Source organism: Streptomyces yokosukanensis, from assembly GCF_001514035.1.
Classification (GTDB): Bacteria; Actinomycetota; Actinomycetes; order Streptomycetales; family Streptomycetaceae; genus Streptomyces; species Streptomyces yokosukanensis.
The window spans coordinates 16,850-43,029 of sequence record NZ_KQ948226.1 but is presented as its reverse complement, the minus strand read 5'-3'; the positions used below and the strand labels follow the sequence as shown (position 1 = coordinate 43,029).

Genomic DNA, 26,180 nt, shown 5'->3' with positions numbered 1-26,180 from the left:
CTACGTCAGCTGCCGGCGCACCAGCTCGTGCAGACGGCCCGTGGTGTCGGCGAGCAGCTCGGCCGGGCTGCCCTGCTGGACGACCTTGCCGTCCTCCATCACGACCACCCGGTCGGCGTCCAGGACCGTCGACAGGCGGTGCGCGATGACGACGCGGGTGGCGTTCAGCTTGCGGGTGCTGTCGATGACGATGCGCTGGGTGTCGTTGTCCAGGGCGCTGGTGGCCTCGTCGAAGAACAGGATGCGCGGGCGCCGGATCAGGGCCTGGGCGATCATCAGGCGCTGCCGCTGACCGCCGGAGATCGCGCCGCCCGCGGCCACGATCGTGTGCAGGCCCATCGGCATCCGTTTGATGTCCTCCGCGAGCCCCGCCATCTCCGCCGCCGCCATCGCCTCCTCCGGCGTGTACGGCTCGGTGCCGCAGATGACGTCCAGGATGGAGCCGGTGAAGGGCTGCGCGTGCTGCAGCACGACCCCGCACTGGCGCCGGACGGCCGACTGGTCCAGTGCCGCGAGGTCCTGGCCGTCGTACAGGACGCTGCCGGAGACGGCCCTGTCGAAGCCGATGAGCAGCCTCAGCAGCGTGGACTTGCCGCAGCCGCTCGGCCCGACGACCGCCACGAACTCACCGGGCCGCACGGCGAAGGACACGTCGTCCAGGACGAGCGGGCCGTCGTCGGTGTACCGGAACGACAGCCGCCGGGCCTCCAGCGCACCCGTCAGCGGACCCGGCCGGGTGCTCGCCTCCCGCACCTCGGGCGTCGCCTCGAAGACCGGCTTGATCTCCTCGAACAGCGGCAGGGCGGCCACCGCGGAGACGAAGGAGCCGGTCAGCTGGGTGACCGACGTCAGCACCATCGTCACCGAGGTGTTGAAGGTGAGGAAGTCCGCCGCCGACATCGCGCCCTTCGCCGGGCCCGCCAGCAGCATGAACATCAACAGCGTGCACACCGGCAGATAGATCCCGCCGAGCACCGTCGTGAGGTTCTTGATCCGGCCGGCCTTCTGCTGCAGCTCCCGGCTGCGCGCGAACTCCCGCGCCCAGGCCGCGTAGGCGTAGTTCTCGGCCGCCGCCACCCGCAGCTTGGGCAGTCCGCGCAGGGTCTGGAAGGCCTGGTTGTTCAGCTTGTTGCCGAGCACCGTCAGCTTCCGCTGCCAGCGCACCTGCCACAGCCCGAGCCCCAGGAAGACGGCCGCGATGACGACGAGCATGCCGATCGCCGCCGTGGCCATCGTCGGGCTGTACCAGAACAGCAGGCCCAGGTTCATCGCACCGACCGTCACGGACTGCGCGACGACCGGGCCGACCCCCGCCAGCAGCCGGCGCATCGCGCTGATACCCATGGCGGCGCTGGCGAGTTCACCGGTGGAGCGCTGGGTGAAGAACCGGGTGGGCAGCCTGAGCAGCCGGTCCCAGACGGCGGGCTGCAGCGCGGCCTCCATCCTGCCCTCCAGACGCAGGATGGACAGGTTCTCCAGCAGCGTGAACGCCGCCGCCACCACCCCGCTCACCATCACGGCCAGACACACCTGGACGATCAGGCCCTCCTGCGCCCTCGGCACGTACTCGCCGAGCACCTTGCCCGTGGCGATCGGCACCAGCGCGCCGATCGCCACCGTCACCAGGCCCGCGACCAGCAGGCCGAGCAGATCGCCCCGGGTGCCGCGCAGGCTGAACCGCAGCAGGCCGAGCGGCGAGAGCGCCTTGTCGGGCAGCGGCCGGTAGAACATCACCGCGCGCGGCTCGAACTCCTCCGCGTTCGCCTTCTCGATCGGTGTCTCGCGTCCGGTGCCCGGATGGACGGCCACGTACCCGCCGCGCCGCCACAGCAGCGCGACCGGCGCCCCGGACAGCGCCCGGTGCCCGACCAGGGGGCCCACGTTCTCCCGCCACCAGCGGCCCTGCAGCCGTACGGCCCGGGTGCGCACCCGGGAGGCGAGCGCCACCCGTTCGATCGGGTCGAGGCGTTCGCTCTCGGTGCCGCTCTGCGCGGGCTGCGCCAGGGTGATGCCGGCCGCCTCGGCGACCAGTTTGCAGGCCGCGTACCCGGCATCCGCGTCGGCGGCCGTGGTGCGGCGGGCCGAGCGCTTGCCGATGGAGGCGAGCAGCGTCCGGTCGGCCTGGGCGCGGACCTCCTCACCGGCCTTGATCCCGGCCGCCGTACGGGTCTCGTGGGTGCGCTCCAGCTGCTCGATCCAGCGGTCCAGGGCGGTCAGCAGCCGGTACTGCTGGTCGACCATGGACTGCCACAGCGCCGGGTCCATCAGCAGGTCGGCGGCGGCCTCCGCGCCGTACAGCGAGCCGTACTGGACGCTGCCCGGCGGCACCTGCATCCAGAACACGTCGTCGTCCGTGGGCGTCGCCGCGCGCTCCTCGGCCATCGGCGCCTGGAACAGGACGGACAGGCCGCGCCCGACGCCGAGCGCGACCGCGTACTCCAGCGGGCTGGTGGCGGGCGGCACGTACTGGGGGTTGCCGTACTCGTCGTACGACCACGTCTGGGTGTTCGCGGGCTGGTACAGCTCGCGCAGGCTGATGCGGTGCACCACGCAGTCCCGGACCGGGCGGGCCACCAGGGTGTGCTGGGGTCCGGCGACCGGGCCGAGCAGCAGCGCGCCCGCCTCCAGCCGGCCCAGATGGTGCCAGTGGCCCTGCTGGACGGCGTCCACCGCGAACAGGTCCAGGGCACCGGCCGCGACCACCCACAGCACTTGCGGGCCTTCGAGGTCGAGGCGGTTGAAGCCCGCGCAGTCGATACGCGTGCCCATGGACCCCAGCGCACCGAGAACGAGGTCGCCTTCGCCGACGGTCGTCATCTCATCGCTCCCTGACCAGCGCGGCGTACGTGCCGCCGTGCGCCACCAGCTCCTCGTGCCGCCCGCGCTCGACGACCGCGCCGTGCTGGAGCACCACGATCTCGTCGCTGTCGCGGACCGTGCTCAGCCGGTGCGCGATCACCACACAGGCGCAGCCGCGCCGGCGCAGGTTGTCCATCACGACCAGCTCGGTCTCCGCGTCCAGCGCGCTGGTCACCTCGTCCAGCACCAGGATGCTCGGCCGGCGCACCAACGCCCGTGCGATCTCCAGGCGCTGGCGCTGGCCGCCGGAGAAGTTGTGGCCGTCCTGCTCGACCTTGCTGTGGATGCCGCCGGGCCGGCGCATCACCACCTCGTACAGGGCCGCGTCCTTCAGCGCCTCCACCACGGCCTCGTCCGGGACCGACGGATCCCACAGCGCCACGTTGTCGCGGACCGAGCCCTCGAAGAGGAACACGTCCTGGTCGACGAAGGAGACGGAGGCGGCAAGAGCCCCTCGCGGGATGTCCTCCAGGCGGCGGCCGTCGATGCGGATCACCCCGTCCCACGGTGCGTACAGGCCCGAGATCAGCCGGGACACGGTCGACTTGCCGCTGCCGGAGCCGCCGACCAGCGCCACCTGCTGCCCGGGGCCCACGGTCAGGTCGAAGCCGGTCAGCAGCGGCTGGTCCAGCGGGCTGTACCCGAAGGTGACGTTCTCCAGCTCGACATGCCCGTGCAGCCGGCGCGTGGAGTCGCCGCCGCCGGGGCGCGCGTAGAGCGGGTCGGCCTGGAAGTTCTCGACGTCCTTCAGCCGGGCCACGTCGGCCGCGAAGTCCTGGATGCGGCCCGCCACGCCGTTGAGCCGGGTCAGCGGGGCGGTGAAGCGGGTGACCAGCGCCTGGAAGGCGACCAGCAGACCCACCGAGATATGTCCCTCGACCGCGCGCAGGCCGCCGATCCACAGGATCAGCGCGCTGTTGAACGTCGCGAGCGTCGGCGCGACCACCCCGAGCCAGGCGCTCGGCACGCCGAGCCGCTGCTGCTCCTCCAGGGTGGCGGCGTGCTGACCGGCCCACTTGCGGAAGTAGCCGTCCTCACCGCCGGTCGCCTTCATCGTCTCGATCAGCTGAAGGCCCGTGTACGAGGTGTTGGTCAGCCGTGCCGTGTCCGCGCGCAGCTTCGCCGTACGGGTCGCGCGCAGTCGTACGACCAGCCGCATGGCGACGATGTTGAGCAGGGCGACGCCGATGCCGACGAAGGTCAGCTGCGGGTCGTAGGTGTAGAGCAGCACGGCGTAGAGCACGACGACGATCGCGTCCACGCCCGCCGCCGCGAGGTCGCGGGCCAGGGTCTCGGCGACCTGGTCGTTGGACTGCAGGCGCTGCACCAGGTCGGCGGGTGAGCGCTGGGAGAAGAAGGTGACCGGCAGCCGCAGCAGATGGCGCAGGAAGCGGGCGCTGGACAGGGTGGAGGAGATGATCCGGCCGTGCAGCAGATTGGCCTGCTGCAGCCAGGTCAGCACCAGCGTGAGCAGCACACAGGTGGCCATCGAGGCGAAGAGCACGCCCAGCAGGGAGGTCTGGCCGCCGATGAGGAACATGTCGATGTAGGTGCGGCTGAGCGCGGGCACGGCCGCGCCGACCGCGACCAGCAGCAGGCTGGCCAGGACGGCGGCGGGCAGGGTACCGGCGGTGCCGCGCAGCCGGGCCGGCATCGCGCCGAGCACCCCGGGTCTGCGCCCGCCCTTGGTGAAGCCGTCGCCCGGCTCCATCACCAGCACCACACCGGTGAAGCTGCCGTCGAACTCCTCCATCGGCACGAACCGGCGGCCCTTGGCGGGGTCGTTGATGTAGACCCCGCGCCGGCCGAAGCGGCGTCCCATGCCGTCGTAGACGACGTAGTGGTTGAACTCCCAGAACAGGATGGCCGGCGCCCGCACCTCGGCGAGGGCGGCCAGGTCCATCTGCATGCCCTTGGCGGTCAGGCCGTAGCTGCGCGCCGCCTTCAGCAGGTTGGAGGCGCGTGAGCCGTCGCGGGAGACACCGCAGGCGATCCTCAGCTCCTCCAGCGGGATGTGCCGGCCGTAGTGGCCGAGGACCATGCCGAGGGAGGCGGCGCCGCACTCGACGGCCTCCATCTGCAGCACGGTGGGCGTACGGACCGTGCCGCCACGGGGTTTGGGGACCGGCCGCTTGGCGGGGGCGGCGCGTCTGCGGCCGTGGGTACCCCGGGTGCCTTCGGTCTGAACGGTCACGGGAGCAGCCAATCGACGGGATGCTGGTCGGCCAGCTTGATCGAGCCGGAGGCGAGCGTCATGGAGTCGAGCCGGAACGGCGGCCCGTCGGTGGTGGACCAGCGGTAGCCGCTCTTCGTGCGCTGTGCGGTGTCGAGGGCGACGAGCACGGCCACCGGGCGGCCCTTGCGGGTGAACTGCTCGCCGAGCTGGCTGTCGCCGAGGAACGCGGAGATCGACTGGGCGGACTGCGCGGAGCGGTCCACCGACTTCACCTGCCCGCGCAGCACGCCGTACGTCTGTGTCGGCACCGAGGAGACGGTGAGGTCGACGGAGGCGTGCGCAGGGATGGCGGCGGCGTTCTCGGCTGGCACGTACACGGTCGCGTACAGCGGGTCGGAGGCGTGTGCGACCTTCTCCACGGCGGCGACGTTCGTGCCGGTCTGGATGATCTGTCCGATCGTGGCGGCGAGCGCCGTGACGCGGCCCGCGGCGACCGTGCGGACGACCGAATCGCCCTGAGCCGTACGGACCTTGAGCACGGGTGCGTCGGCCGGCAGTCGTTCGCCCTGCCGGGCGAGGACGGCCGTGACCTGGCCGGAGACCGGGCTCTGGAGCAGATAGCTGCCCTGCCCGTGTGTGAGGATGGCCGGTGCGCCCACCGTGGAGGCGACCGAACCGGTCACCGCCCAGACGGAGGCCGCCGCCATGACGACGACGGTGATGCCGAGGGCGAGCCAGCCCTGGGGGCGGGCCAGCCGTACCGGCAGGTCCAGCTCTTCCGGTGACTGGAGCTTGGCGAGGGCCTGTTGGCGGAACTGCACGGAACTTCCCTCACCTGTGGGAGAGACGCTGGTGTTTCAGGGCATCCGAGAGTCCCGGAGCCGGGCTGCGGCTCCGGGACTTCCGTTGCGACGAGGTGCGATCAGAGACCGGCGACCAGGTCGGTGACCGGCTGAACGTTCAGGCCGGTGACGCCCTCGACGGTGCCGATGGCGGTGTTGACCAGACCGGAAACCGGGGCGATGCCGTTGACGGCGCCGGTCACGGTGTTGAGGGCGTTCACGGACAGACCGCCGGAGACGTTGTCCAGCTCGGCGTCCGAGATCTCGACGGTCTCAACCTGGGGGGTGGAGTTCATGATGGAACTTCCCTTCCTATACGGATATTTCACAAGGGGGGAGCGGCCCCCTCTGGGGACAGACGGACGGCCGCGACCGCGGGCGCCGGGCCCCCGTCTCCGGAAGCCCGCCGCGACCCCCGCGGTGCGATGGATCAAAGCACGCAGCGGGCGCGGGCTTCCAATCAAACAGGGCTCTCACCAGGGCACTTGAGTCACGCGGGGGTTCATCCGTGCAGGCGTGCGCACGCCACGTCGGCGACTCCTTCACAGTCCGCACGGCATCGGTGCGTCCGGCCTCTTGTCCGCGGGGCGGCGAATCCGGCACTCCACGCCAAAGGAGTGCCGGGGGGCGCGCGGATGTGCAGATCCCAAGGCGTCAGTGACTTGGTTGAGTATTCAATGTGTAGATTCCCTGAAGCATGGATTCCGCATCATGGTCGGAACGGACCGTTACTGATCGGTAGCGGACCGTGTCAGCCCAGAATCGCGTAGACCGTGCTCGCCCGTGCCGCGAGCGCCCCCGAGTCGGCGTCGCTCAGGGTGATGTCCGCAAAGGCCGTCCGGCGGCCCAGTTTCGTCAGGACCGCTTCGATCCGGACATCCGAACCGGTCACCGCCCGCTGGAACGACGTCGACTGCTGAACCGTCGTCATGGGCACGAAACCGCCCCGCGCGCCGGACACCGCGATCACCGTCGCCGTGTCGGCGGCGGCCATCAGCGCCTGCCCCGACAATCCCCCGCCCTCCCGGGCCAGCCGCTGCGACCAGGGCAGTAGCAGCACCGCCCGGTCCTCGCCCACCGCCTCGACGCGCAGCCCGAGATCGAGCACCCAGGGGGCGAAGCAGTCGGAGAGGATCTTGTCGGCTTCCGCGGGGGTCATCGTCATATGGGGGATTGTTCCCGGCTGCCCCGCGGGACACGCGTGGCGTGGCCGATTCGCCCGCCCGGTACGGCCGTTGCGAAACGGAATTGAACACACCGTCCGGCGGGTGCGTACGTACGGCCAACCAGGCGCCCCGATACGAACTGCCCGTCAGCGGCAGGCCCCCCGTCCCAGGAGGTCGAGAAGTTTGAGTCACAAGCGAATGCCCAAGCGCAAGGCAGCGATAGCGGTGGGCGGTGTCGCGGCGCTCGGAGCGGCGGCCCTCCTGCTGCCGAACGCCAACGCCTCACAGGACAAGAACGACGCGAACGCTGCGGCGACCGGCAGCGCCAGGACGCTGAAGGCCACCCAGGCCTCCGGCGTCGCAGCCCAGGTCCAGAAGATCCTCGGTGACGCCTTCGCCGGGTCGTACTACGACAGTGCCAAGCAGCAACTCGTCGTCAATGTGGTCAGCGGCGACCACAATGTGATCGCCCAGGCGAAGAACGCGGGCGCTGTCGTGCGCCAGGTGAAGAACAGCACCCGCGCCCTCAAGGCCGCGGCCGGGACGCTGAAGACCAAGGCGACGATCCCCGGCACCTCCTGGGCCGTCGACCCGCGCACCAACAAGGTCCTCGTCACCGCCGACTCCACCGTCACCGGCGCCAAGTGGAACAGACTGCAGTCGACCGTTCAGGGCCTCGGCACCGGCATGGCGACCCTGAAGAAGTCCGCCGGCAGCTTCAAGACCTTCGTCTCGGGCGGCGACGCCATCTTCTCCCAGACCCAGCAGGGCGGCGTGCGCTGCTCCCTCGGCTTCAACGTCACCGCCTCCGACGGCAGCCCCGCCTTCCTGACGGCCGGTCACTGCGGGGTCGCCGCCAAGGACTGGTCCGACTCCCAGAACGGCCAGCCCATCGCCACCGTCGACCAGGCCAAGTTCCCCGGCAACGACTTCTCGCTCGTCAAGTACACCGACCCCAACACCCAGGCGCCCAGCGAGGTCAACGCCGGCAACGGCCAGACCGTGCAGATCACCCAGGCCGCCGACGCCACCGTCGGAGAGACCGTGTTCCGCATGGGCTCCACCACCGGGCTGCACAACGGCCAGGTCACCGGCCTCGACGCCACCGTCAACTTCCAGAGCGAGACCAACCCCGGCGGCACCGACACCGTCAACGGCCTCATCCAGACCAACGTCTGCGCCGAGGCCGGCGACAGCGGCGGCTCCCTGTTCACCCAGGACGGCGGCGCCGTCGGCCTCACCTCCGGCGGCAGCGGCGACTGCACCAGCGGCGGAGAGACCTTCTTCCAGCCGGTCACCGCCGCCCTCCAGGCCACCGGCGCGACCCTCGGCAACGGAGGCAACGGAGGCAACGGAGGCAACGGAGGCAACGGAGGCAACGGCGGCAACGGCGGCAACGCGGGCAACGGCGGCAACGCGGGCAACGGAGGCAACGCGGGCAACGGCGCGGGCGACCAGTCGGGATCCGCCGACCCGTCGGCCTCGGCGGGCGACCAGTCCGGCGCGGGCGGCGACCAGATCGGCGGCTCCGCCGACCCGTCCGCCTCGGCCGGTGACCCGTCCGGCAGCGGATCCGGCGCGAGCGACCCGTCCGGCACCGGCTCCGCCGGCGACGGTTCGTCGCTGACCGGCTCGCACTGACCGCTCGGCGCGGAGCGCCGCGATGCGCCGCCGCCGGACCGCGGCGCCGTCGTGGCCGCTCCCGCCCGCGCGACTCCCCGACCGGCCTCTCCCGCGGGGCCGGTCGGCGGCGGGGAACGGTCCGGCCCCCCTGGCGGGAGGGCCGGACCGTCTCACCCCCGGTACCCAGCAGTCTCTCCCCGGGCCCGTTGGCGAAGCCCGTCAGGTGCGCTCACGCGCCCGCAGCAGCAGTACCGCCACGTCGTCCGTCCGCTCCCGGGCCGCCGCGCTCTGCCGGACGACCTCGTCCGCCAGCTGCTCCAGCGGCTGGTCGCCGATCTCCGACAGCAGCCCGCCGAGGCTGACCAGCGCGTCCTCGATGTCGATGGTCGGCGCCTCCACCAGGCCGTCGGTGTACAGCACGAGCACCGATCCGGGCGCGAGGGACACCTCGGTCGTCGGATACACCGCGGCCGCGTCGATCCCGAGCAGCGGGCCGCCGGCCAGGTCCAGCACCCGCACCCGTCCGTCCGGCCGTCTCAGCAGCGGCGGCGGATGCCCCGCCCGCGACATGACGGCTCGCCCGCGCGCCGGGTCCAGCCGCAGATACAGACAGCTCGCGAACAACTCGGTGCCGAGGTCGATCAGCAGCCGGTTGGTGCTGCTCATGACCTCGTGCGGGGCCTGCCCGACCGTGGTGTACGCCCGGACCCCGGTGCGGATCTGCCCCATCAGGCCCGCCGCGGTCACGTTGTGCCCCTGGACGTCCCCGATCACCGCCGCCGTCAGCGGCAGGGTCGGCACCAGGTCGTAGAAGTCGCCGCCGATGTCCATGCCGTGGGTGGCCGGCAGATAGCGGGCGGCCGCCTCGATGCCGGGCGGCGGCGCCAGCGAGTGCGGCAGCAGGGCCTGCTGGAGCCCGTGCGCGAGCCGGTGCTTGGCGTCGTAGAGCTGGGCCCGCTCCAGCGCCTGTGCGATCAGCCCGCCCAGGGAGGTCAGCACGGCCCGCTCGTCGGCCGGGAACACATGCCGTTCGGTGTAGGCCAGCACACAGGTGCCCACCGGCCGCCCGGACGCGATCAACGGCAGATACGCCCAGGCCGCGAAGCCGTCCGGAGTCTCCTCACGGCCCGGATACAGCCGCTCCAGTTCCTCCTGCGAGTCGAAGAACGCCGGCACCCCGCTGTTCAGCACATGGGTGCCCGGCGTCCGCTCGCTCAGCGGCAGCCCGTGGAACCGCTCCACGGTGTGCGGATCGGAGTACCCGCGGTGCCCCAGCACATGCAGCCGCCCGCCCTGCGTGCCGAGGATCGCCAGCGCCCGGCTGCCGACCGCCGCGGCCACCTCGTCCCAGACCAGCTGCACCACGTCCTGCACCCCGACCGCCTCGGTCAGCGCGCCCGCGAGGCCGAGCACCTGCGAGATCGTCACCAACCGGGACGGGGACACGTCCGTCTGCGGCGCCTCGTGGGCGATCTCCGCCACCGCCTTGACCCGGCTGATCCGCATGCTGAGCCCGGTCGTGCTCGGATACATCCGGAACGACAGCCACTCGCCGGGCGGGCGCAGCGCCACGAACGACGTCACCCGCTGGCTGAGCAGCGCCCCCCGGTAGCGGTCCTCGTACATCGGGTCGTTCAGCCAGGGCACCGACACCCACGGCGGTGTGCCGAGCAGCTCCCCGGTCGATCGGCCGAGCAGCTCGGCCGCGGCCCCGTTGACGAACGCGATCCGGCCGTGCAGATCCAGCGACACCAGCCCGTACGGCAGCCGGGACACCATCCGCGCCGCCTCCACCGAGCCCAGCGTTTCCGCCACGCCCGCCACCGGCGTCGCCACCATGTCGCCCTCGTCGGTCAGCGGTCCGTCCTCCGCCGCGGCCCGCTCCAGCCGCAGCGCGAGCCGCTCGCAGGCCGCCCACAGATGGTCGCGTTCCCCGTCGGACAGCTTCGGCGGATGGGCCCCGGGCCAGGTCACGAACACCGCGCCGTAGACCCGCTCCTGCGTCGCCACGGGCAGCGCGGCCAGCGCGAACGGGTACGGCAGCACCACCGCGATACGCGGATAGCAGCGGGCCATGTCCTCCTCGCCGCCCACCCACACCAGCCGCCGCTCGCGCGCCGCGTCGGCGACCGGGATCGGCGCGCTCAGCCCGACCCGCTCCCACGGCGCCGCGAACGCCCGGGGCATGCCCGCGTGCACTGCCATCTCCAGGACCGATTCGTCGGGCCTGAGCAGATACACGGCGCCCGAGTGCGCGCGCACCTCCTGCATCATCGAGACCAGCGCAAGCGACAGCACCGGCAGGGTTGCGGGTACCTCGTCGCCCGCCGGTGGCGGCTCCGGCCCGGGCCCGTCGGACACGGCGACCACCTCCTCGCGCGGCAGCGTCGCGCCTCCTGGGGACAAGATTCCCTCGCGGGAGCGCGCCGCGCACGGCGAGCGGGCTCGGCCCGGGCGCACGACCCCTCCCGAGGGGACACCTCCCGGTACCCCCGTCCGCCCGCGCCCATGCCCGTGGAACGGAAGCGCGGGTGGCGTACGGGCGCGTCGTGTGCGCCCCCGCGCACCCTGATGGCCGGATCTCCGCGCCCGCAGACGGTGACCGCGCCCAAGAATGGGCACGCGCTTTCCGCGCCCGGGTCAGGGTGCGGGACACGGCGGGCCGCGAGGGGCGACCAGGGCGCGGAACGCCGAAGCGCGAGTGACGACGAGGAACGGGCGTGGGGGGACCATGCGAGGGGGCGGGGCAGTGATCCGGGTGCTTCTGGTGCACGACGCGTGTCTGGTGCGATCGATCTTGGCCGAGTGGCTGCGCAGGGAACCGGGGCTGGACGTGGACGACACGCCCTGGCGCGACGCCGACGCACGGGTGCGGTCGTTCTGCCCCGACGTGTGCGCGGCGGACCTCGACTGGGCCGACGGCCAAGGGGTGCCGCCGCTCGGCGAGCTGTGCCCGCCGGGTACCGGCGGCAGACCGCCGGCGCTCGTGGTGCTGGCCCAGGCGAACCGGCCGGGGCTGCTGAAGCGCGCCGCCGAGGCGGGGGCGCTCGGCTTCGTCGACAAGGCCGGCTCGCCGGACCGGCTGGTGGGCGCCATCCGGTCCGGTGCCAGGAGGGAACGTTTCATCGATGCGTCACTGGGCTTCGGGTTCCTCAAGGCCGCCCAGATGCCGCTGACCAGACGCGAGCTGAGCGTGCTGTCCCTGGCGGCTGCCGGCGCGTCGATCGGGGAGATCGCCGGCAGTCTGCACCTGTCCCACGGCACGGTCCGCAACTACATGGCGTCGATCACCCGCAAGACCGGCGCGCGCAACCGCGTCGACGCGATTCGCATATCGCGGGGCGAGGGGTGGGTGTGAGTGAGGCGAGGTGTGGGTGTGACTAACGGGGCACCGGTGCCGGACGGGCCGTCCAGGCGCCGGCCAGGTCCCGGTACAGCGCCGAGGCGCGCAGCAGCTCCGCGTGGGTGCCGCAGGTGGTGCGCGCGCCGTCCATGACGAGGATCCGGGCGGCGCGGCGGGCGGAGCTGATCCGATGTGCGACGACGATCAGCGTGCCGCCCGGACGCGCCGCGAAGGCCCGCTCGGCGCGCGCTTCCGCCTGCGGGTCGAGATGGCAGGTCGCCTCGTCCAGCAGCGCCAGCGGGGCGGTGCAGAGGTAGGCGCGGGTCAGTGCGATGAGCTGTCGCTCACCTGCGGACAGCTCCGCCGGGGCGACCGTGGCGCCGGGGCCGCCCAGCTTCTCCAGCAGCGGGGTCAGCCCGACCGCGTCGGCGGCGGCCAGGAGTTCTCCCTCCGGAACGGGACGGTCGCGCAGGAGCGCCAGATTCTCGGCCAGGGTGCCTGTGTGGACGTACGCCTCCTGCGGGATGAGCACGGTGGCCCGCGGCGCCGCTGCCTCCGGCGGCCGTACGGGACGCCCGTACGACCGAACCGAGCCGCGCACCGGTGTGAGCAGGCCGGCGACGAGGCCGGTGAGCGTCGACTTGCCGATGCCGCTCGGGCCTACGACGGCCAGGTGGCCGCCTTCGGGGAGGGTGAGGTCGAAGTCGTCGAGGACGGGTTCGCCGGCGGGTCCGTAGGCGAAGGTGACACCGGCGAGGGAGAGGGCGGGTGAGGGCTGGGGCCGTCGTCCCGGCTCGCGCTCGGTGGTCCGTGCGCCCGAGGGGACCTCGGAGGCAGAGGGGAGGGGGGTCGCCGTCTCAGGGCCCTCGGGGCGTCGAACAGTCAGTCGGCGGAGTACGACCGTCAGACGGGAGCCGCTGGTGCCGAGGCCGTGGACGAGGTTGTTCAGGGCCGGGAGCAGGGACTGTGTGACGTAGGCGAGCGCGCCGACGAGGGCGCCCGGGGTGACGCCGTGGCGGAGCAGCCAGGGCGCGGTGACCAGCAGCAGGACCGCCGGCAGTTCGCCGCCCACCGCCAGGGCGGCCACCCGGGCGGTGCCCAGGCGGGCCAGGGCGCGCGCGGTGCGCAGTTCCGCCTCGATGCGTTCCCCTACGGTGTCGGCGACACGCTCCTCGGCGCCGGACGCGGTGACGTCCCGCAGTGCCGGAACCACCGCGCCCAGCTCCTGGGCCAGCGCCTCGTCGGCGGCGAGGAACGCCTCCTGCCGCCGGGCCAGCGCTCGCAGCGTCGCGGCGAACAGGGCCACCCCGGCGAGCAGCGGGGGCACGACGACCGCGAGCAGCAGCGGGGCCAGCGAACACAGACCGATCAGGGCGCCGACGGCGGTGAACAGGAACGAACGGGTCACCATCACCACACCGGCGAGCGTGTCCCGGGCGATCTCCACCTGCTGGGTGAGGCCGGACAGCGCCCCCGCGTCCGCCTCCCGCACCCCGCGCGCGACCACCGCCCGCACCAGCCGGTCCCGGACCGGCTCGACCAGCGCGGCGACCACGCCGTACACCCTCCCGGTCCCGTACGCCGCGGCGCACACGGCGAGCCCCGCGGCCCCCAGCCACAGCAGGCCGGTTCGCGCGTTCCCGGCCAGAAAGCCGGTGTCCAGGGCCCGCGCGAGGGCGTATCCGACGACGAAGGTCTGCCCCGCCTCCAGCACGGACCACGCACCGAGCCGGACCAGCACCCGCCACCGCGCCCGCAGAAACCGGCCCGCCCGCCCGCGCACGTGCATCAGCTCCGCGCCTCCGTCCCGGCCTCGTCCCCGACGCCGGCGTCCGCTGCGGCGTCGCCCGCGAACACCGCCCGGTACTCCGCCTCCCGCCACAGCTCCCGGTGTGTCCCGACCGCCCTGACCCGGCCGGCGTCCAGCCAGGCGACCCGGTCCGCGCGGGCCGCGGTCGTCGCGCGGTGGGCGATCAGCAGGCGGGTACGGCCCGCGTCGGCGGCCAGCAAGGTCTCGGTGATCCGGTGCTCGGTGACCGTGTCGAGGCTGGACAGGGCGTCGTCGAGGATCAGCAGCCGGCCGCCGTGGGCGAAGGCGCGGGCGAGGCCGAGGCGCTGGGACTCGCCGCCGGAGCGGGGCGCGTCGGCGGTGCGGGTGGCGTAACCGTCGGGAAGGCGCCGCACGAAGTCGTCGGCGTGGGCGCGGCGGGCGGCGGCCCGTACGGCGTCCGGCGTGGCAGCCGTGCGTCCGAAGGCGATGGTGTCCTCGATGGTCGTGCCCGGCAGGGCGGGGCGCTCGAAGGCGTAGGCGACGGCGTCGCGCAGCTCGCCGTGGGCGAGGTCGCGCAGCCGGACGCCGTCGAGGAGCACTTCGCCCGCGTCGGGGTCGGCGAGCCGGCCGGCGATCTGTGCGAGCAGGGACTTGCCGGCGCCGGAACGGCCCACGACCGCAAGGGTGGTGCCGCCCGGCACGGTCAGGTCGACCGCGTCCAGGACGGTACGTCCGCCCCGGAGCGCGCCGACCGCCCGCAGCTCCAGCCGGCCGTTGCCGGGCGGCAGCCCGCCGGTGCCGTGGCCGGGGGCGGGCTCGGCCAGCACCTCGGCGAGCCGGCCGGTGGCCGCGCGGGCCCGGCCGAGTACGGCCAGCTGCCCGACGAGCACGCCGACGCCCGTGGCGAGCACCGCGTACCGGGAGGCGGCCAGCACCTCGCCCACCGACAGCCGGTGCCGGGCCAGCAGCAGCCCGGCCACCGCCAGCACACCCAGGTTCAGCAGCGGTGCCACGGTGACCGCCCGCGCCGCGGCCCGGCCCTGCACCCGCCACATGCGGTGCCCGGCACGCGACAGTTCGGGCAGCGGGGCCAGGATCCGGGCCGTCTCGCGGTCCTCGGCGCCCGCGGCCCGGATCGTACGGAAGCCGCCGACCGCCTCCGCGAGCGCGCCGGCGATCCGGCCCTGCACCCGCTGGTAGTCGGCCACGCACGCCGAGGTGTCCCGGGCGAAGGCGCGCAGCAGCAGGGCCAGTACCGGCGCTCCCGCGAGGAGCACGGCCGCCAGCCACGGGTCGATGAGGCCGAGCGCCACCACACCCCCGACGGGCCCGGCGAGGGCGGCGAGCAGCGCGGCCAGCGCGCCCGGCGCCGTCCCGGCCTGCGCGGCGTTGCCGATCAGCCGCGCCACCAGGTCGCCGGCGCCGAACCGGGCCTCGGCGCGCGGGCCCAGCGCCAGGACATGTCCGGTGAGCCGGCCGCGCAGCCATGCGGTGGCCTGTGCGTCGCAGACGCCGCCGAGCACGCTCGCGCAGCCGTCCAGCAGGGCCAGCAGCAGGACGACACCGGCACAGCCGCCGACCCAGCGGGCGACCGGGGCGCCGGCCAGCAGCAGGTCCAGGGTGTGGCCGAGCAGTGCGGGCAGCAGCAGCCCGGCAGCCGTGGCGGCCGTGCTCACGGCGCACAGCGCGGCACAGCGGGCGCCGCCCTGGCGCAGCACCGCGCGTGAGAGGGTACGGCCGGGCGCCGAAGCGGCGCTGTCGTGGCGGGAGTTCATCGGCGGGGGCCTCGCTCGGGTCGGACCGGAACGGGAAGGCTCCGGACGGCCCCTCCCGCACGGGAGGGAGCCGTCCGGAGCCGTTGACTCAGCGGCCCGGTCAGAGACAGAGCAGGACGCTCGCCGCGGAGACGCAGGAGAGCAGGCTCAGCGTGCTCGCGCCGCCGCCGCCGTTGTGCTCGTCGGACTCGAGGGTCTGCAGGTCGAGAAGTGCCATGGTGGTGGTCCTTTCCCTTGGTTCGGGGACGGGGTGGTGTCACGACTCCGTCAGAGCGCGGAGCCGCGTGTGGAGGCCGCCGGTGGCGGCGGGAGGAAGGGCAGGTGTGCCGTGCGGGCGCCGTCGCGGGCCGCGGCGAGTGCGAGCAGACAGCCCGCCGTGCCGGTGGCGAGGTCCATGGAGAGGCGCATCATCTGGTGCCCGGGGAAGGCCAGTTGGCCCTGGTAGTCCATCGCGAACCAGCCGAGCCCCGCGATCTGCTGCTCCAGCCGCTGCGGACCCGCTTCCGGCGCCGAGCTGCGGGCGAGGTGCAGGATCATTCCGGCGCGACCCTGGAAGAGGCCGGGCTGGGCGTAGAAACGGGAGGTGGCGGCGGTCAGGATGGCTGCTCGGGCGCGCTCGAACTCGACGTGCCGCGAGTGCGCCAGATGATCGTCGAGGACCAGGCCGATCCCTACGCTGCCGTCGCCGAGGTAGGGCAGCGTCCGCCAGCCCTCGTCCACCTCCAGGCCGCCGCCCGCCTTCTGGGTGACACAGCAGTCCAGATCCCGGCGCAGCGCCACGCCCGCCGCCTGCAGGCAGCGGCCGTCACCGGTCTGCTCGTACCGCCGCAGCAGGAACAGCGCGGGCCCGCTCGCGCCGCGCAGCAGTCCGGCGCGCCGGCGCGGGGTGTCCGGGACCGGTTCGGCCAGCCGCCGTAGGAGGATGTCGGCGGCCTCGGCGGCGTGTTGGCGCAGGGCGGCCTCGCCGGTCGTGTCCGCGAGCCGGTCCAGGACCAGGCCGAGCCCGGCGAGTCCGCCGTACAGGTCGGCGGCGAGGTTGCGCCAGTTCTCCCGCAGGACGCCGTCGATCAGGTCCAACGCCCGCTGCCGGTGGCCGAGTCGCTCGAGCACCAGGGCGACGCCCGCGAGACCGTCGTACAGGCCGAGCGGGGTGCCGGGCGGGGGCGGTGCGGTGCGGTCCAGCAGCCAGCGCTCGCCCTCGTCGTAGCGGCCGCCCCCGGACGCGTGGAGCGCGTAGAGCACGCCGGCCGCGCCGTGCGCGAGCCCGAGTCCGCCTCCGTCGGAGAACTGGGCGATGTCACCCGGGAAGAGCCGGTCGGTGCGTTCCGGGGTGGCGGAGGCGAGGATCGCCTTCACCATCGAGTCCCGGCTGTAGGGCCAGTCACCGGGGACCACCGGCGGGGCCGGGCGGCTGCGCCGTCCGCCCGAGGCGTCCCGGGTGATCTCCGCGACCGCCTCGTCCAGGAAGGCGCGCGGTACGTCCGGGAACTGCTCGGCGATCACCTCGGCGAGATGCGCGGCCTTGCCGCGGTCCACCACGAACAGCGTGGTCACCGGCAGGAACAGGGCGAGCCTCAGACAGGCCAGGGCATAGCGGTCGACGTCGGTGCCGCGGCGGTCCGGCGGGGCGAAGAAGCCGGGGTGGGCGACGGTCTGCCGGGCATGCTCCTCGGCGGGAGCGGCGGCCTCGAAGTCGATGAGGAAGACCGACTCCTCGTCCTCGGCCACCATGATGTTGAACACGTGCAGGTCGTTGAAGACGAGCCCGCGCGCGTGCACCGCCGCCACCGCCCGCTCCACCGCCGCGTTGATCCGCAGCGCCCACGCCGTGTACGCGGCGATCCGCGCCGGGTCCGGGTCGGGCGTGAGCAGCGGATGCCGTTCGGCGAAGAAGGAGTTGAGCGTACGGCCCGCCAGGTGGTCCATGACCAGGAACCGGTGGTCGCCGAGGGTGAACCAGTCCCGCACCTCGGGCACCGCACCGGTCCCGGCGACCCGCTCCAGCGCCGCCTTCTCGCGTTCCAGCCGGGCCACCGCGTCCGCGCCGTCGGCGGCGAGCCCCGCGTGCGGCCGTGCCTCCTTCAGCACCACCCGCCGCCCGTCCCGGGTGTCGGTACCGGCGTACACCCCGCCGCCGTTGGAGAAGTGCAGCGCCTTGTCGATGCGGTACGGCAGGTCACCGACCGTCGTGGTGTTGCGGGCCTGGAGGTGCGGCCGCAGGAACTCCGGCAGCGTCACCCAGGCCGGCACCTGGAAGGACGGGGCCCGCCGGTCCGGCACCAGCCGGCCTTCGCCGTCGGTGACCGCGGGGACCAGCGAACCGCGCTCGTCGACGACGTACCGGCGGGCGAAGGCGCCGTAGCGGACATAGAGCGGACCGTCGTGCCAGCGCAGGTCGGTGAGGATGTACGGACCCTCGAAACCCTGCAGCAGCGCGCCCAGTTCACTCAGCGTCCGGTGCAGCTGCGCCTCGTCCGCGGGGTAGACCGTGACGAACTTGCCGCTGGTGTCGCGGCCCGCGTACTTGGCGTTGCGCAGGTGCAACAGGTGCGGACCCGGCACGAACTTGAAGGGGATGCGGCGCGGCACGCAGTAGTCCCACACGAGGGCGGCGATCCGTTCCGCGTTCGCGGCGGTCGCCGAGGAGTGGATCTTCCAGCCCTGAGCCGGCGCGTCGAGCGGCGCGCCGTCGGCGGCCGTCGGGGTCAGCGTCAGCCAGTCCCCGGAACGTGCCGCGTGCCAGTTCGCCGGGACGGTGCGACACGCCGTCGCGAACAGCGGTGCCGGATCCCCGCCCGCCCCCGCGAGCCGGTCCGGCGTGTCGTAGAAGTGTCCGTCGGCGAGCGCGTACACCTCGTACCGCTTGTCCATGCGCCTCCGCCCCTCGTCGTGTGACCGGAGAAGACACTGACAGGAGCCGGAAGGTCGCGGACAGTCACGTCTGTCACGAGGGCACCGTGCGGAACGCACGAGTCAAGATGCGTTCGGCGCCTTTCGAACGAACCGGACGTCCCGGAGCATCCGGAGGGTCCACAGGGGCTGCGCGGCAGGCCCGTACGCGCTGTAATGGCGAACGTGGTCAGTGAGGGCGCTGCGGTCAGCGGAACGCGAACGGCGCCGGAGCGTGCCGAAGCCGCCCTGGACACCCTCACCGCGGCACCCGCCACGCCGGACCGGCTGCGCCGGGTCCTCGAACAGGCGCTGGTGTTGGCCGGGGCCGCCTTCGTCGGGGTGTACACGCCGGGCGACGACCCGTCCCAGCTGCTCCTCGCCGAGTCGGCGGGCCTGCCGCGCACCCTGTACGGGCTCCGCGACGGCTATCCGGCGACCGGCGGCTCCCCGGTCGCCGAGACGCACCGCACCGGCCACCCGGTCCGGCTCGGCCCCGCGGAACTGGCCGACTGCCCCGAGGCCCGGCGCACCCCGTCCCCGGACTTCTCCGTGGCCGTGCTCCCGCTCGGCCCGGCGGGCGCCGGCTGCCTGCTGGCCGTCACCGAGCGCCCCGGCGGCTTCGGCCCCGACGACCGCGCCTGCCTGGAGCTGATCGCCCGCGCGGTCGCCGTCCCCGTCCCGGCCGCTCTCGCGGGCGACGGCGGTGAGCTGCCACCGGACGCCTTCAGCCTGGCCATGGACAGCGGCCGGGTCGAGGTCGGCGACGACATCCTGCGGCTGTTCGGGCTCGGCCGGGACGCCTTCGACGGCCGTGTCGAGACCCTGCTCGGGCGCACGGTGCCGGAAGACCTGCCCGCGCTGATGTCCGTCGTCGAGGCCGACCACATGTCCATCGGCGACCGCGAGCTGGAGTTCCGCATCCTGCAGCCCTCCGGCCCGCCCACCTGGCTGCGGCTGCGCGGCCGGCTGCTGCCCGGCGGCGAGGGCCGTGCCGCCCGGCTCGTCGGCACCGTCGCCGACGCCTCCACCCTGCGCTCCGACGTCACCGACGTGGCCCGGGTGCAGCGCCTGGCCGCCGCGCTCGCCACCGCGGGCACCGTCAAGGACGTCGGCAAAGCCGTCGTCGCCGCGCTGCGCGGGCCGCTGCAGGCCGACCGGATCGCGCTCGCCGAACTGGAGAACGACCGGCTGGTCGTCACCGTCCTCGACCCGCCCGGCCCCGAGGCCTGGCCCGAGCTGTGGCGCAGCGAATGGCGCACCGAATGGCCGGACGCGCCGGTGCGCGCGATGCCCACGCTGGCCGCCGCGCTGCGCGAGGGCCGCGCCCGGATCTGGCCGGCCGGCAGCCCGCTGGAACCCGCCCTCGCCGAGGTCGGCCCCGGCGGCCTCGCCGTGCTGCCGCTGCCCGCCGGCGGCCGCATGGCCGGCGCCTGTCTGATCGGCTGGGACCGCCCGCACGACTTCGGCGCCGACGAACGCGCCCTCCTCACCGCCTGCGCGGGCCTCACCGGCCAGGCCCTGCTGCGTGCCCACGCCTTCGACGCCGAGCACGAACTCGTCGGCATGCTCCAGCGCACCCTGTTGCCGCGCCGGCTGCCCCGGCTGCCCGGTGCGGTCGCCGTCGCCCGGTACCTGCCGACCACGGCGGGCCTGGAGGTCGGCGGCGACTGGTACGACGTGATCCCGCTCGCCGACCATCACGTCGCCCTCGTCATCGGCGATGTGCAGGGCCACAACGCGGGCGCCGCCACGCTGATGGGCCAGATGCGCACCGCGCTGCGCGCCTACGCCGCCGAGGGCCACGCGCCGGACGTGGTCGTGGCGCACGCCAACCGGCTGCTGCTGGAGATGGAGACCGACCTGTTCGCCACCTGCACCTATGTCGACGTCGACATCGAGCAGGGCACCGCCTGGGTGGTGCGGGCCGGACATCTGCAGCCCGTGCTGCGCCACCCGGACGGCACCACGGAGATCGTCCGGGCCGAGGGCGGGCCCCCGCTCGGTGTGCTCGGCCAGGCCGACTTCCCGATGACCCCGCTGCGGCTGCTGCCCGGCACGGTGATCGCGCTGACCACCGACGGGCTGGTGGAGTCGCCGGACGCCGACATCGACGTCGGCATGGACCGGTTCGCCGCCGAGCTGGCCGCCGCCGACCCCGCGCACCTCGGGCTGGCCGCCGACGCGCTGCTCACCGGTGCCCGTCGCGCCGACGACGTCGCCCTGCTGCTGATGCGCTACGACGGCATGGCCGTACGCCCGCTGCGCGAGAGCTGGACGGTGTGGCGGGTACCCGAGGCGGTCCGGCACGCCCGCCGCTTCACCCGGCGCACCCTGCGCGGCTGGGACGTCCCGCAGGACACCCTCGACACGGCACTGCTCGTGGTCTCCGAACTCGTCACCAACGCCCTCGTGCACACCGACGGCCAGGTCCGCCTCGACATGAGCCTGATCAACCACCGGCTGCGGCTCGCCGTCGCCGACTCCTCCCCGCGCAGCCCCGTCAAGCCCCCCAGCATCGGCTGGGAGGCCACGGGCGGCCGGGGCATCCTCCTGGTGGAGGCGGTGTCGGCGGCCTGGGGCACGCTCCCGGTCAGCGGCGGCAAACAGGTGTGGGCGGACCTCGCGCTCGCCGAACGGCCGCCCCGCGGCTCCGCCCCGGACGGCTGACCGGCCACGGCCGGTCCCGCGGGGGGCGGCTGACGGCCACTCGGGTGCGTTCGCGGGGGCGTTTCGGCAGGTCGGAAGGGCATGTCAGGGCGGCGGTACCTAGGGTCGATCGGTGTGCCGAACACCTTCGAAGAACTCGTGCAGAAGCAGCGCGCGGCGGACGCGGCCCACACCACGGTCGAGGAACTGCGGGAAGCCTACGGCCCGCCGGCCGAGCGGGGCATGACCGGCGCCCAGTCGGGCACCTACGAGACCGCGCTGCGCGCCTGGCGGGACCTGGAACGGGACGTGCAGACCGCACTGAGCGACTACGCGAAGGAGACCGGCCGGCCGCGCCCCGAGGTCGAGGCCGAGGTGGCCCGCGCGGCGGCGGAGCCCGAGGACGCATGAATCGTGCCGGCCGCCGTGCCGAGCGGCTGGTGGACGCGGCGGACGCCCGGCTGCCCGCGCTCGAGGGCGGCGCACTGCTGCGCAAGGCGTTCCCCGACCACTGGTCCTTCCTGCTCGGCGAACTGGCCCTCTACAGCCTGCTGGTGCTGATCCTGACCGGGGTCTGGCTGACCCTGTTCTTCCAGCCGGAGATGCGCGAGGTCGTCTACGCGGGCCCCTACGCGCCACTGCGCGGCGTGCGCATGTCGGCCGCCTTCGACTCCACCCTGCACATCAGCTTCGACGTGCGCGGCGGACTGCTGATGCGGCAGACCCATCACTGGGCCGCGCTGGTCTTCGTCGCCGCGATCGGCGTACACCTGCTGCGGATCTTCTTCACCGGCGCCTTCCGCCGGCCCCGCGAGCTGAACTGGGTGATCGGTCTGACCCTGTTCGTGGTCTCGCTCGCCGAGGGCTTCGCCGGCTACTCGCTCCCCGACGACCTGCTCTCCGGCACCGGGCTGCGGATCGCGCAGGGCATCATGCTGTCGATCCCGGTGGTCGGCACGTACGCGGCCTTCTTCGTGTTCGGCGGCCAGTATCCGGGCCACGACATCGTCACCCGCCTGTACCCGGCACACGTCCTGCTGCTTCCGGGGGCCCTGATCGCCCTGGTCGCCGTGCACCTGATCCTGGTGGTGCACCTCAAGCACACCCAGTGGCGCGGTCCGGGCCGCACCCAGCGCAACGCCGTCGGCAAGCCGTTCTTCCCGCAGTTCACCGCCTCCTCCGGCGGCCTGGCCGTCATCGCCACCGGCCTGCTGGTGCTCCTCGCCGGCCTCGCCCAGGTCAACCCGGTCTGGAACTACGGCCCCTACCGCCCCGACCAGGCCTCCACCGGCTCCCAGCCGGACTGGTACGTCGGCTTCCTGGAGGGCGCGCTGCGGCTGGTCCCGGCGTGGGAGACGAACGTCGCGGGCCACACCCTCATGTGGAACGTGCTGCTCCCCGCGATCGTCCTGCCGGGCCTGCTGTTCGCCGTGCTGTACGCCTACCCGTTCGTGGAGCAGCGCCTGACGGGGGAGTGGCGCACCGAGTGGCACCTGTGCGACCGCCCCCGCGAGCGGCCCGTGCGCACCGGCCTCGGCGTGGCGGGCACGGTCTTCTACGGCGTGCTGCTGCTGGCCGGCGGCAACGACGTCGTCGCCCAGACCTTCCGCATCTCCGTCAACGGCCTTACCTGGGTGCTGCGCGTCGCCCTGATCGCGGCCCCCCTCCTCGCCTTCCTGGTGACCCGGTGGCTGTGCCGGGCCCTGACGGCGGCCGAGAGCGAGCGGCTGGCCGACGGCGTGCCCACGGGAGAGATCCGGCAGAGCGTCACCGGCGGCTACGAGAGCGACCACGAGCCCGTCGCGGCGTTCCGGCCGGGCGCCCCGCGCAGGGCGCTCATCGGTGCGCGTACTGGAACACCATCCCGTACACCCCGCGCGCCAGAACGCCCAGACCGATGAGGAACAGCCACAGTCCGAAGACCACCCCGGTCGCCGTCACCGCGAAACCGAGCGCGACGACGATCGGCCACGGGCTCTCGTCGGGGAAGAACGCCACCGGCCCGGCCGCGTCCGCCACCTCCGCGTCGGCGCGGTCCTGCGCCCGCGTTCCCCGGCGCACGTACTGGATCAGGCAGAAGAACGCGACCAGTGCGGCCATCGCGCACGCGACGACCAGCGCGACCGTGCCCGTCGCGTCCTGCGACCACACCCCGTACAGCGCCGCGGACCCGCCGAAGAACACCGCGACCCCGCCGAACAGCATCGCCTCCGCCCTCACCGGACGCCCTCCTCGTCGGCCCGGCGCACGATCTCCGGGTGGTGCAGGTCGAAGGCGGGCGACTCCGAGCGCACCCGGGGCAGCGCCAGGAAGTTGTGCCGCGGCGGGGGACAGGACGTCGCCCACTCCAGGCTCCGCCCCCACCCCCATGGGTCGTCCGAGGCGACCCGCACTCCCGTGGCGGCGGTGCGCCAGACGTTGTACAGGAACGGCAGGGTGGAGACGCCCAGGAGGAACGCGCCCGCCGAGGACAGGCTGTTGAGCAGGGTGAAGCCGTCCTCGGGCAGATAGTCCGCGTACCGGCGCGGCATGCCGGCCTCGCCGAGCCAGTGCTGCACCAGGAAGGTCAGCTGGAACGCCGGGAACAGCAGCCAGAAGTGCAGCTTGCCGAGCCGCTCGTCCAGCATCTTCCCGGTGAACTTCGGCCACCAGAAGTAGAACCCGGCGAACATCGCGAACACCACGGTGCCGAACAGCACATAGTGCAGATGGGCCACGATGAAGTAGGTGTCCGTCAGATGGAAGTCCAGCGGCGGCGAGGCGATCAGCACTCCGCTCAGCCCGCCGAGCAGGAAGGACACCAGGAATCCCAGCGACCACAGCATCGGCGTCTCGAACGACACGGAGCCGTGGACCATCGTCCCGATCCAGGCGAAGAACTTGATGCCGGTGGGCACGGCGATCAGGAACGACATGACGGAGAAGAACGGCAGCAGCACCGCGCCGGTGGCGAACATGTGGTGCGCCCACACCACCGCCGACAGCATGGTGATCGCGATCGTGGCCCCGACCATCGGCAGATAGCCGAACAGCGGCTTGCGGGAGAACACCGGGAGGATCTCCGAGACGATCCCGAAGAACGGCAGCGCCACGATGTACACCTCCGGATGCCCGAAGAACCAGAACAGGTGCTGCCACAGCAGCGCGCCGCCGTTCGCCGCGTCGAAGACGTGCGCCCCGAACTTCCGGTCCGCCTCCAGCACCAGCAGCGCCGCCGTGAGCACCGGGAACGCGGGCAGGATCAGGACCGAGGTGAACAGCACGTTCCAGGTGAAGATCGGCATCCGGAACATCGTCATGCCCGGTGCGCGCAGGGACAGGATCGTGGCCACGAAGTTCACCGCGGTCAGCGTCGTCGACACACCCGAGACCACCAGCCCCATCACCCACAGGTCACCGCCCGCGCCGGGGGAGAAGTAGGCGCTGTTCAGCGGCGCGTAGGCGAACCAGCCGAAGGCCGCCGCCCCGCCGGGCACCAGGAAACCGGAGACCACCATCAGGCCGCCGAACAGATACATCCAGTACGACATCGCGTTCAGCCGCGGGAAGGCCAGGTCGGGCGCGCCGATCTGCAGCGGCATCACGGCGTTGGCGAAACCGGCGAACATCGGGGTCGCGAACAGCAGCATCATGATCGTGCCGTGGATCGTGAAGAACTGGTCGTAGCCCTGCTCGCTCAGGAACTGCAGGCCCGGCCGGGCCAGTTCCGCGCGCATGGCGAGGGCGAGCAGCCCGGCGAACAGGAAGAAGCAGAACGCGGTGACCATGTAGAGCCGGCCGATCACCTTGTGGTCGGCGGTGGCGATCCAGCGCAGCAGGGTGCGGCCGGGGCGCGGTGCGGGCGCCGTGTACCGCGCGACAACCTCATCGATTTCCGACATTTCCGATAGTTCCGTCATCGCGCGTCACGCTACCCGGGACTCCCTCCCGACAAACTCCCGCGGGCGGCGCAGCCGTGCCGTCGTGACGCTCCCCGCACAGGGGCAGAGGCCGGATCCGGCCGGTCGCGGTTAGGGTGGCGGCCCGCCGACTCGTCCCCGCAGACCACAGCAAGGTGCACGTCCGTCCATGAAACTCCTCGTCACCGGCGCCGCCGGGTTCATCGGCTCCCGCTACGTCCGTACGCTCCTCGCCGACGACTCGCCCGAGGCGCCCCGCGTCACCGTGCTGGACAGGCTCACCTATGCCGGCACGCTCACCAACCTCCCCTTCGGCCACCCCCGTCTCGACTTCGTGCACGGCGACATCTGTGACACCGGCCTGGTGGACAAGCTGATGGCCGACACCGACCAGGTCGTGCACTTCGCCGCCGAGTCGCACGTCGACCGGTCGATACAGGGCGCGGGGGAGTTCGTGCGCACCAACGTGCTCGGCACCCAGACCCTGCTGGACGCGGCCCTCCGGCACGGCGTCGGGCCGTTCGTGCACATCTCCACGGACGAGGTCTACGGCTCCCTCGACACCGGCTCCTGGCCGGAGACCCACCCGCTGGCCCCCAGCTCGCCGTACTCCGCCTCCAAGGCCTCCGCGGACCTGCTGGCCCTCGCCCACCACCGCACCCACGGCCTGGACGTCCGGGTCACTCGCTGCTCCAACAACTACGGCCCGCACCAGTTCCCCGAGAAGATCGTCCCGCTCTTCGTCACGCACCTGCTCGACGGCCTGAAGGTGCCGCTCTACGGCGACGGGCGCAACGTCCGCGACTGGCTGCACGTCGACGACCACTGCCACGCCATCGACCTCGTGCGCACCGGGGGACGTCCCGGCGAGGTCTACAACATCGGCGGCGGCACCGAGCTGAGCAACAGGGAGCTGACGGGACTGCTCCTCGACGCGTGCGGGGCGGGCTGGGACCGCGTGGCCCACGTCCCCGACCGCAAGGGCCACGACCTGCGCTACTCGGTGGACTGGAGCAAGGCCCGCGACGAACTCGGCTACCGCCCGCGCCGCGACTTCACCACCGGGCTCGCCGAGACCGTCGCCTGGTACCGGGACCACCGCGCCTGGTGGGAGCCGCTGAAGGAGCGGAGCGTGCGCTGAGCCGGCCCCTCGCGCCGGACGTACGGGAATCCCGCGGCAAGGAGCCG

Annotated in this window: 18 protein-coding genes; 6 read left to right on the top strand and 12 right to left on the bottom strand. The window is 73.1% G+C overall.

Annotated features, from left to right (window positions below):
• The 5 genes from AQI95_RS36825 to AQI95_RS36805 all read right to left on the bottom strand — a co-directional run bounded on the left by AQI95_RS36825 (nt 1) and on the right by AQI95_RS36805 (nt 7,042).
• Nucleotides 1–2,817 carry an NHLP bacteriocin export ABC transporter permease/ATPase subunit gene (locus AQI95_RS36825; RefSeq protein WP_067134556.1) on the bottom strand — a complete coding sequence of 939 codons (2,817 nt, stop codon included), beginning with the start codon at nt 2,815–2,817 and terminating at the stop codon, nt 1–3.
• A gap of 1 nt (nt 2,818) precedes the next feature.
• The gene (locus AQI95_RS36820; RefSeq protein ID WP_067134554.1) at nt 2,819–5,053 is read right to left on the bottom strand and encodes an NHLP family bacteriocin export ABC transporter peptidase/permease/ATPase subunit; all 2,235 of its coding nucleotides are present in this window, start codon (nt 5,051–5,053) and stop codon (nt 2,819–2,821) included.
• A complete protein-coding gene (locus tag AQI95_RS36815; protein WP_067134552.1) occupies nt 5,050–5,856 on the bottom strand; it encodes an HlyD family efflux transporter periplasmic adaptor subunit in 807 nt (268 codons plus the stop codon). The genes AQI95_RS36820 and AQI95_RS36815 overlap by 4 nt, the downstream gene beginning before the upstream one ends.
• A gap of 101 nt (nt 5,857–5,957) precedes the next feature.
• Nucleotides 5,958–6,173: a hypothetical protein gene (locus AQI95_RS36810; RefSeq protein WP_067134550.1), complete on the bottom strand. Its 216-nt coding sequence runs from the start codon at nt 6,171–6,173 to the stop codon at nt 5,958–5,960.
• Between the two features lie 455 nt (nt 6,174–6,628).
• Complete coding sequence (locus tag AQI95_RS36805; protein ID WP_067134548.1) at nt 6,629–7,042, bottom strand: PaaI family thioesterase; 414 nt, start codon at nt 7,040–7,042, stop codon at nt 6,629–6,631.
• A gap of 199 nt (nt 7,043–7,241) precedes the next feature.
• Between AQI95_RS36805 and AQI95_RS36800 the strand changes: the two genes are divergently transcribed.
• Nucleotides 7,242–8,684 (top strand): S1 family peptidase, encoded by a 1,443-nt coding sequence (locus AQI95_RS36800; RefSeq protein ID WP_067134546.1) that lies wholly within the window; start codon nt 7,242–7,244, stop codon nt 8,682–8,684.
• A 201-nt stretch (nt 8,685–8,885) separates the two neighbouring features.
• On the opposite strand, the gene AQI95_RS36795 is transcribed toward AQI95_RS36800, so the two are convergent.
• Nucleotides 8,886–11,036, bottom strand: a complete 2,151-nt coding sequence (locus AQI95_RS36795; protein ID WP_425264950.1) for a SpoIIE family protein phosphatase — start codon at nt 11,034–11,036, stop codon at nt 8,886–8,888.
• 379 nt (nt 11,037–11,415) lie between these two features.
• Between AQI95_RS36795 and AQI95_RS47565 the strand changes: the two genes are divergently transcribed.
• A complete protein-coding gene (locus AQI95_RS47565) occupies nt 11,416–12,024 on the top strand; it encodes a response regulator transcription factor (RefSeq protein ID WP_067134544.1) in 609 nt (202 codons plus the stop codon).
• Nucleotides 12,025–12,046: 22 nt separating this feature from the next.
• On the opposite strand, the gene AQI95_RS36785 is transcribed toward AQI95_RS47565, so the two are convergent.
• From AQI95_RS36785 to lanKC, 4 genes are all read right to left on the bottom strand, one after another.
• Nucleotides 12,047–13,798, bottom strand: a complete 1,752-nt coding sequence (locus tag AQI95_RS36785) for an ATP-binding cassette domain-containing protein (protein WP_159056642.1) — start codon at nt 13,796–13,798, stop codon at nt 12,047–12,049.
• Complete coding sequence (locus AQI95_RS36780; RefSeq protein ID WP_067134542.1) at nt 13,798–15,555, bottom strand: ABC transporter ATP-binding protein; 1,758 nt, start codon at nt 15,553–15,555, stop codon at nt 13,798–13,800. The genes AQI95_RS36785 and AQI95_RS36780 overlap by 1 nt, the downstream gene beginning before the upstream one ends.
• Nucleotides 15,556–15,655: 100 nt before the next feature.
• Nucleotides 15,656–15,772 (bottom strand): SapB/AmfS family lanthipeptide, encoded by a 117-nt coding sequence (locus AQI95_RS36775; RefSeq protein WP_067134540.1) that lies wholly within the window; start codon nt 15,770–15,772, stop codon nt 15,656–15,658.
• Nucleotides 15,773–15,822: 50 nt separating this feature from the next.
• Nucleotides 15,823–18,426, bottom strand: a complete 2,604-nt coding sequence (gene lanKC, locus AQI95_RS36770) for a class III lanthionine synthetase LanKC (protein WP_067134539.1) — start codon at nt 18,424–18,426, stop codon at nt 15,823–15,825.
• Nucleotides 18,427–18,621: 195 nt separating this feature from the next.
• Here lanKC and AQI95_RS36765 point away from each other — a divergent pair, with 195 nt between their 5' ends.
• From AQI95_RS36765 to qcrB, 3 genes are all read left to right on the top strand, one after another.
• Nucleotides 18,622–21,114, top strand: coding sequence for a SpoIIE family protein phosphatase (locus AQI95_RS36765; RefSeq protein ID WP_067134537.1), 2,493 nt, complete (start codon nt 18,622–18,624; stop codon nt 21,112–21,114).
• A 114-nt stretch (nt 21,115–21,228) separates the two neighbouring features.
• Nucleotides 21,229–21,504 carry a hypothetical protein gene (locus AQI95_RS36760; protein ID WP_067134535.1) on the top strand — a complete coding sequence of 92 codons (276 nt, stop codon included), beginning with the start codon at nt 21,229–21,231 and terminating at the stop codon, nt 21,502–21,504.
• The gene (gene qcrB / locus AQI95_RS36755) at nt 21,501–22,994 is read left to right on the top strand and encodes a cytochrome bc1 complex cytochrome b subunit (protein WP_079071776.1); all 1,494 of its coding nucleotides are present in this window, start codon (nt 21,501–21,503) and stop codon (nt 22,992–22,994) included. Before AQI95_RS36760 ends, qcrB begins: the two co-directional genes overlap by 4 nt.
• Here qcrB and ctaF read toward each other — a convergent pair.
• Together ctaF and ctaD are read right to left on the bottom strand one after the other, a co-directional pair.
• Entirely contained in the window at nt 22,930–23,313 is a 384-nt protein-coding gene (gene ctaF / locus AQI95_RS36750; protein WP_067134533.1) for an aa3-type cytochrome oxidase subunit IV, read from the bottom strand. The two genes, qcrB and ctaF, sit on opposite strands and share 65 nt — an antisense overlap.
• Complete coding sequence (gene ctaD / locus AQI95_RS36745) at nt 23,310–24,974, bottom strand: aa3-type cytochrome oxidase subunit I (RefSeq protein WP_067134531.1); 1,665 nt, start codon at nt 24,972–24,974, stop codon at nt 23,310–23,312. Before ctaD ends, ctaF begins: the two co-directional genes overlap by 4 nt.
• Before the next feature lie 187 nt (nt 24,975–25,161).
• Here ctaD and rfbB point away from each other — a divergent pair, with 187 nt between their 5' ends.
• Nucleotides 25,162–26,133, top strand: a complete 972-nt coding sequence (gene rfbB, locus AQI95_RS36740; protein WP_067134530.1) for a dTDP-glucose 4,6-dehydratase — start codon at nt 25,162–25,164, stop codon at nt 26,131–26,133.
• Nucleotides 26,134–26,180 lie beyond the last annotated feature (47 nt).

Excerpts from the sequence above, each read along its gene's own strand:
- AQI95_RS36825 (WP_067134556.1), bottom strand. The coding sequence starts at position 2,817 with ATGACGACCGTCGGCGAAGGCGACCTCGTTCTCGGTGCGCTGGGGTCC.
- AQI95_RS36810 (WP_067134550.1), bottom strand. The coding sequence starts at position 6,173 with ATGAACTCCACCCCCCAGGTTGAGACCGTCGAGATCTCGGACGCCGAG.
- AQI95_RS36805 (WP_067134548.1), bottom strand. The coding sequence starts at position 7,042 with ATGACGATGACCCCCGCGGAAGCCGACAAGATCCTCTCCGACTGCTTC.
- AQI95_RS36800 (WP_067134546.1), top strand. The coding sequence starts at position 7,242 with ATGCCCAAGCGCAAGGCAGCGATAGCGGTGGGCGGTGTCGCGGCGCTC.
- AQI95_RS36785 (WP_159056642.1), bottom strand. The coding sequence starts at position 13,798 with ATGCACGTGCGCGGGCGGGCGGGCCGGTTTCTGCGGGCGCGGTGGCGG.
- AQI95_RS36780 (WP_067134542.1), bottom strand. The coding sequence starts at position 15,555 with ATGAACTCCCGCCACGACAGCGCCGCTTCGGCGCCCGGCCGTACCCTC.
- AQI95_RS36775 (WP_067134540.1), bottom strand. The coding sequence starts at position 15,772 with ATGGCACTTCTCGACCTGCAGACCCTCGAGTCCGACGAGCACAACGGC.
- lanKC (WP_067134539.1), bottom strand. The coding sequence starts at position 18,426 with ATGGACAAGCGGTACGAGGTGTACGCGCTCGCCGACGGACACTTCTAC.
- AQI95_RS36765 (WP_067134537.1), top strand. The coding sequence starts at position 18,622 with ATGGCGAACGTGGTCAGTGAGGGCGCTGCGGTCAGCGGAACGCGAACG.
- qcrB (WP_079071776.1), top strand. The coding sequence starts at position 21,501 with ATGAATCGTGCCGGCCGCCGTGCCGAGCGGCTGGTGGACGCGGCGGAC.
- ctaD (WP_067134531.1), bottom strand. The coding sequence starts at position 24,974 with ATGTCGGAAATCGATGAGGTTGTCGCGCGGTACACGGCGCCCGCACCG.
- rfbB (WP_067134530.1), top strand. The coding sequence starts at position 25,162 with ATGAAACTCCTCGTCACCGGCGCCGCCGGGTTCATCGGCTCCCGCTAC.